7 protein-coding genes and 1 pseudogene are annotated in these 5,457 nt (G+C 70.4%); 5 read left to right on the top strand and 3 right to left on the bottom strand.

Going from position 1 to position 5,457, the window contains the following annotated elements; genetic code table 11:
* From AC1DZ6_RS17945 to AC1DZ6_RS17925, 5 genes are all read left to right on the top strand, one after another.
* A partial coding sequence (locus AC1DZ6_RS17945; RefSeq protein ID WP_477098504.1) for an ABC transporter permease occupies positions 1-741 on the top strand: 741 nt, incomplete at its 5' end.
* A gap of 131 nt (positions 742-872) precedes the next feature.
* The gene (locus tag AC1DZ6_RS17940; protein WP_477098503.1) at positions 873-1,586 is read left to right on the top strand and encodes a hypothetical protein; all 714 of its coding nucleotides are present in this window, start codon (positions 873-875) and stop codon (positions 1,584-1,586) included.
* Positions 1,583-2,674 carry a DUF2336 domain-containing protein gene (locus AC1DZ6_RS17935; RefSeq protein WP_477098502.1) on the top strand — a complete coding sequence of 364 codons (1,092 nt, stop codon included), beginning with the start codon at positions 1,583-1,585 and terminating at the stop codon, positions 2,672-2,674. Before AC1DZ6_RS17940 ends, AC1DZ6_RS17935 begins: the two co-directional genes overlap by 4 nt.
* A 57-nt stretch (positions 2,675-2,731) precedes the next feature.
* Positions 2,732-3,364 carry a hypothetical protein gene (locus AC1DZ6_RS17930; protein WP_477098501.1) on the top strand — a complete coding sequence of 211 codons (633 nt, stop codon included), beginning with the start codon at positions 2,732-2,734 and terminating at the stop codon, positions 3,362-3,364.
* Between the two features lie 103 nt (positions 3,365-3,467).
* Positions 3,468-4,070, top strand: coding sequence for a hypothetical protein (locus AC1DZ6_RS17925; RefSeq protein WP_477098500.1), 603 nt, complete (start codon positions 3,468-3,470; stop codon positions 4,068-4,070).
* Between the two features lie 36 nt (positions 4,071-4,106).
* On the opposite strand, the gene AC1DZ6_RS17920 is transcribed toward AC1DZ6_RS17925, so the two are convergent.
* From AC1DZ6_RS17920 to AC1DZ6_RS17910, 3 genes and pseudogenes are all read right to left on the bottom strand, one after another.
* Positions 4,107-4,550 (bottom strand): hypothetical protein, encoded by a 444-nt coding sequence (locus tag AC1DZ6_RS17920; RefSeq protein ID WP_477098499.1) that lies wholly within the window; start codon positions 4,548-4,550, stop codon positions 4,107-4,109.
* A gap of 65 nt (positions 4,551-4,615) precedes the next feature.
* Positions 4,616-4,930 carry a hypothetical protein gene (locus tag AC1DZ6_RS17915; RefSeq protein ID WP_477098498.1) on the bottom strand — a complete coding sequence of 105 codons (315 nt, stop codon included), beginning with the start codon at positions 4,928-4,930 and terminating at the stop codon, positions 4,616-4,618.
* 61 nt (positions 4,931-4,991) lie between these two features.
* Positions 4,992-5,457: pseudogene (locus AC1DZ6_RS17910) on the bottom strand (hypothetical protein); the annotation flags it as partial.

Below are 5,457 nucleotides of genomic sequence, written 5' to 3'. Positions count from 1 at the left end.
CCCCTCCTCCTGATCGCCCTGCTGCTGGCCGCCTGGGAGACCGCCTGCCGCGTCCTGGCCGTGCCCGTCTACATCCTGCCCGCGCCGTCGGCGATCGGCGCCGCCCTGGTCGAGGGCTGGCCGCTGTTGTTGGCCAGCGCCTGGAACACCCTGTCGACCGCCCTGGTCGGCCTGGCCCTGGCCAGCGTCCTGGCCTGCGGCCTGGCGTTGGCGGTCAGCCTGAACCCGACTCTCGAGGACGCCGTGCGGCCCGTGGCCGTCACCCTTCAGGTCACGCCGCTGGTGGCCATCGGGCCGCTGATGACCATCTGGGCCGGCATCGAGCACCCCCAGCGCGCCGTCGTCGCCCTAGCGGCGGTGGCGGCCTTCTTCCCGATCTTCTCGGGCGCCCTGACCGGCCTGAAGGCCACCGATCCTGATCTTTCGCGCCTGTTCGACCTCTACGGCGCGCGTCGCATCCAGAGACTGTGGCGTCTGCGCCTGCCCTCGGCCGTGCCCGCCCTGCTGGAAGGCCACAAGGTCGCGGTGGGTCTGGCCGTGGTCGGGGCGGTGGTCGCCGAGTTCGTGGCCGGATCGGGCGGCAACCAGGGCTTGGCCTGGCGGATCCTGGAGGCCTCCAACCGCCTGCAGACCGCCCGGGTGTTCGCCGCCCTGGTGGTGTTGGCGGTGATGGGCGTGGTCCTGCATGGCCTGATGAGCCTTGCCGAGCGCCGCCTGCTGGCCTGGTGGCGCGGCCGCTGACCGGCGGCCTCCAGGTCGGGAACACGACATAAAAGCCGCGATCTTTCAGCGAGACCGTGCCGCGTTAGGCCAAGATTAAGCCCGCAGGCCTATCAATCGGCGTGATCCTACCCGCCCTGTCGGAACGGTTGATGCGTCTTGTCCTGCTCCTGCCCGTGCTGTTCAGCGTCGCCGCCCCGGCGTACGCCGAGGGCGCGCGCGAGAGCCGCTACGGTCCCACCACGCCCCGGCAAGCCTCCGCCGCCGCCGCCGCGCGCTACGAAGGCCCGATGCTGGGCTGGGCCAACAAGCGCCAGGCGTCGGCCAATGTCGCCGCGCCAGTGACGTCCGCCCCGACGCAACCGGCTCCGCTGGCGACCTGGGCCGGCTACCGGCCGGCGCCCGCGCCCGCCGCCTACACACCGCCCCCCGCGCCGCCGCCGATGCGGGCGCTGCCGACCAGCCTCTACGCCGCGCCGCGCCCGTCGCCGGTCGCCGCCCCGACACCAGTCTCGGCCCCAGCCCCGGCCAAGGACTGGTCAAACTACCGCAGCAGCCGAATGACGGCCGTGGCCCCGGTCAGCGCGCCGGCGACCGCCCCCGCGCCCGCTCGCCAGGTCGCCGCCGCCGACAACGGCGCGAGCCGCGCGCGCTACTATTCAGTGGACCGCGACTACGGCCTGACGCCCGACGCCGTGCCGCCCGCCGGTCCTGACAACCGCGTCCTGGTGACCGCCACCGAACCGCCTCCCGAACCCAAGGACGCCACGCCGATGCATGGCTCGGCCGACTGGCTTGCCCGCGGCGACGACGATGACGACGACAGCRCGGCCCGCCGCGCCAAGACCCGGAACGAAGGCCTTTGATCCAGTCGCGCCTCCATGACCTCATCGCCCTGGCCGACGAGCCCTCCAGCTCGCGCCGCCGCGAACTGCTGCGGGGCGTCACCGACCTGTTCTTCGCCGCCGACGGCCATGGCGACGTCGAGATGGGCCTGTTCGACGACGTGATGGGCCAACTGGCCGGCGAGATGGAAGAGGCCGTGCGGATCGAGCTGGCCGAGCGCCTGGGCCAGACCGCCACGCCGCCGCCCTCCCTGACCCGGACCCTGGCCAGCGACAGCATCGCCATCGCCCGCCCGATCCTGGAAGGCGCGCCCCAGCTCAGTGAAGCCGACCTGCTGCACGTGGCCCGCACCCAGGGCCAGGACCACCTGCGCGCCATCTCGCAACGCCCCGTGGTGCCCAGCCTGGTGTCCGACGCCATCGTCGAGCGCGGCGACGACACCACCCTGGGCGTCCTGCTGCGCAACGAGGGCGCGGTGCTGTCGCGCGAGGCCCACGAGGCGGCGGTCGACCGCGCGGCGGCMAATCCCGCCCTGCACGAGGCGGTGATCGACCGCACGGCCATGCCCATGGACCTGCTCAACGAGATGTACTTCGTGGCCGAAGCGCGCCTGCGCGACCGGATCATGGAGCGCAACGCCAATGTCGATCCGGCCATCCTGGAGGCCGCCCTCAAGGCCGGCCGCAACCGCGTCGCCGCCAATGACGGCGCCCTGCCGGACGACTATCAGGCCGCGGTCGCCGCGATCACGGCCCTGAAGGCCCGCGGAGCCATAACGCCCCAGGCCCTGGTCGCCATGCTGCGCGCCAACAAGACCAGCCAGTTCCTGGTCGCCCTCGCCGAACTGGCCGACATCGACTTCCACACCGCCCGCAAGATCATCGAGCGCCGCGAGCTGGACGCCCTGTCGGTGGTCTGCAAGGCCGCCGACTTCGACCGCGCCCTGTTCCTGACCTTCGCCCTGCTGATCCTGGATCCGAACGACAACGCCATGGGCAAGGCCAAGGCCTATGGCGAGCTCTACGCTGCCCTGCCCCGCGACGCGGCCCTGCGCACCATCCGCTTCTGGCGCATGCGCCGCACGACGGGCGACGTCGCGGCGGCTTAGTCGCCGCGTTCGTTTCCGACTGTCTGTTTCGGACGAACGCCTTTAACCGCCTAACCGATGATCCCCAGCAAACGCGTTCCCATTTCCGAACAGGGCACCCAGAGCCTCCTTGGGCTCATGGCGGCATGCCTTTTCGGGCTGATCACGCTTGGCGGCGAGGCGCTTGGACCTGTCGCCCATCTGCTTTCCCCGAAGCCTGTCACCATTCCCGCCGCTCGAATGGCGGTGGAAGGCGACGTCTGGATTTCAAACCATTGGGACCCCAGTAATGAGGGCGACTATTCGCTGCATACATGGGACGGACAGTGGGTCTCATTGTATTGCGGCCCCTGGCCTTACGACGAGCTGTGCTTGCACAAGCCCGGCTTGACGCCAGGACAAACCTATCGCCTCACCGTCGCCTATTACACCGAGACGCTGACCGGTGGCGTGAAGAGAAACATCATCACTCACGCCAAGCTGGGACAGCGCGACCTGATTACGCCGAATGGCCAGGCGAAGGCGTGGCGTAACGTAACAACGTTCTACAATTCTAAGCGCGGTCGCTACAGCACCTTGAGCATGGATGCTGGGTTCTGGACGATGTACGCCATGGTGGCCGCCGTCTATGCGGCGCTGCTATGGGCGTTTGCCAACGCCGCCGTCGAACTCTTGGCGCGCCAATTTCGGAATCGCAAGACCTCGAACTGATCGAACCGCGCATCCCTATCGTCGCGAACGATCTCACGGAACTGGCGCCCGCCGACCCCGTTCCCCTTTCCGTCGAGGGGCCTTCCGTCTCCGGAGCGCCCTAGTGGAACTGCCCAAGAACACGACGGCCTTGGCCGTCGCCGTCGTCGCGGCTGGGATCGTGACGACAACGGCCTTGGCGCTGGCCGTCTGGCCGGCTTTGACGCGGCCCGAACCGCCCGCCGAGGCGGCCGGGGACAACGGCCTGCGCATAAACGTGGTCGAGCCGCCCAAGGCGCTGATCGCCCGCGGTTCGCCCCTGGACGTCGGCCTGTCCGAGGCCGCCCAGGCCATGACCAAGGGCCGCGAGGCGCTGTTCGTCAGGACGCCGGCGCCGCGGCCCGCTCCGACCGCATCCGCGCCGCCGCGTCGGGCGCCGATCCAGATCGCTCAGATCGACGAGGCGGACGATCTGGCGCCGCCGCCCGAACCGGTCGACGACCGCTGGGAGCGGGAGGCCTGGCGACGAGACCGCTTCGAAGACGCTCAGCGCCGGCGGGCGGAGGAAGAGCAGCGTTGGACCCGTCGGGATCGCGAGGAGCGCGCGACCTGGGAGCAGGCGCAGCGCCGCGACCGCTATGATGACGGGCGCGACGAAGACCGGCCCGATGAAGACCGGTACGCTCCGCCGCCGCCGGAAGACGACCCACCGCCGCCCCGCTGGTGACGGGAACGCTCGACGAGCAAAATCGACGGAGAAGCCCTAGCCCCGCCGCCCCTGCATCAGGGTCAACAGCCAGCCGACGCCCAGGCCGCCGGCGACGGTCAGGGGCAAGGTCACGATGCCGGGCGTCGGCTCGCGCAGCCACAGGTCTCGGCCCGCCAGCAGGCCCCAGACGACAAGACCCCAGACGGCGCCGTGCACGGCCCACGGATACGCGTCCATCCAGCCGCGCAGGCCGGTTCGAGGCGTAGGTTCGGGAGCCGGATCGACTTCCCCGCCGCAAGCGACACAGGTCCAGCCGCCCCACGGTCCGCGCGGCGCGGCGTCCCGGTCGACCGGCGTCGCGCAGGTCTTGCAACGCGGCGGCGCGGCTCGGCGACGGGCGACCGACGGCAGCCCGCGCAGGCCCATGATGACGATGAAAAGATAGATCAGGAGATAGACGACCCGCGAGACGTCCAAGTCCCTGAAACCCTCGTCCATGTCGCCCCCGAAACGCTACGACGCCAAGCTAGAGCGCGTCGCGTCCGGGGTCGAGAGGGGCGGTCCTAGCGGATGCGGATGCGGACCGGGACGTCGATGAACGAGCCGGCGCGGCTCTTGCCGTCGGGGCCCATCAGGTCGACCTGGAACTGCGAGGCCATCGACAGCGCCGCCTGGCCCACGCCCATTTCAGCCGGGTATTCGCGTTGCACCGAGCAGGCGGTCAGGCCGCCGTCGCGCTTGACCATGCAGCTGAGCATCGCTTCGGCGATCTGAGGCTGGGTGTCCTTGACCTGGGTGACGGCCGGCTGGGCGGTCGTCTGAGCGACAGGCGTCGGAACGATCGAAACAGCGGCGGCGGCGAGCAACGAAGCGATCACTGGGTCTTCCCTACTGGTCTTTGGGTCCGGCCCGTTCGGGACCGTCCGGTTTCATTTTGGGTCAGGCGAGGTGCGCCTGCTTCACCCGTTGCAACCCCTGAGCCGCCAGGTCGGTCAGCGACCGCAGGCCCAGTTCGGCGAAGATGTCGAAGGCGCTGGCCAGGGCCATCGCGGCTCTATCCAAACGTCCGTCGTCGCGGCCGGTGATCTCGACCCGGGCCTCGTAGAGCCGGGCCAGGTTCATCTGGGTCACGGCCCAGGTCGCCGGATCGCGGGCGCCCGGCGTGGCGGTCAGCTCGGCCTTGAAGGCCATTTCGGCGGCGTCCAGCACGGCCAGGTCGGCGGTCAGCTCGGCGCAGCGGGCCAGGCTGAGGGCGCGATTGTTGGCGACCACGGCGCGCAGGGCCAGAGCCGGCTGGGTCTTGAGGATGTGCGAGGCGCGGTCGTAGCAGGTGACGGCCCGTTCGAAGCAGCGCTCCGAGGTGGTCGCCTCGCCCATGGCCTGCAGACCAGCGCCCAGGGCGGCC

Source organism: Caulobacter sp. P1_B12_2 (assembly GCF_056406675.1).
This window is presented reverse-complemented; position numbering and strand designations above follow the sequence as displayed.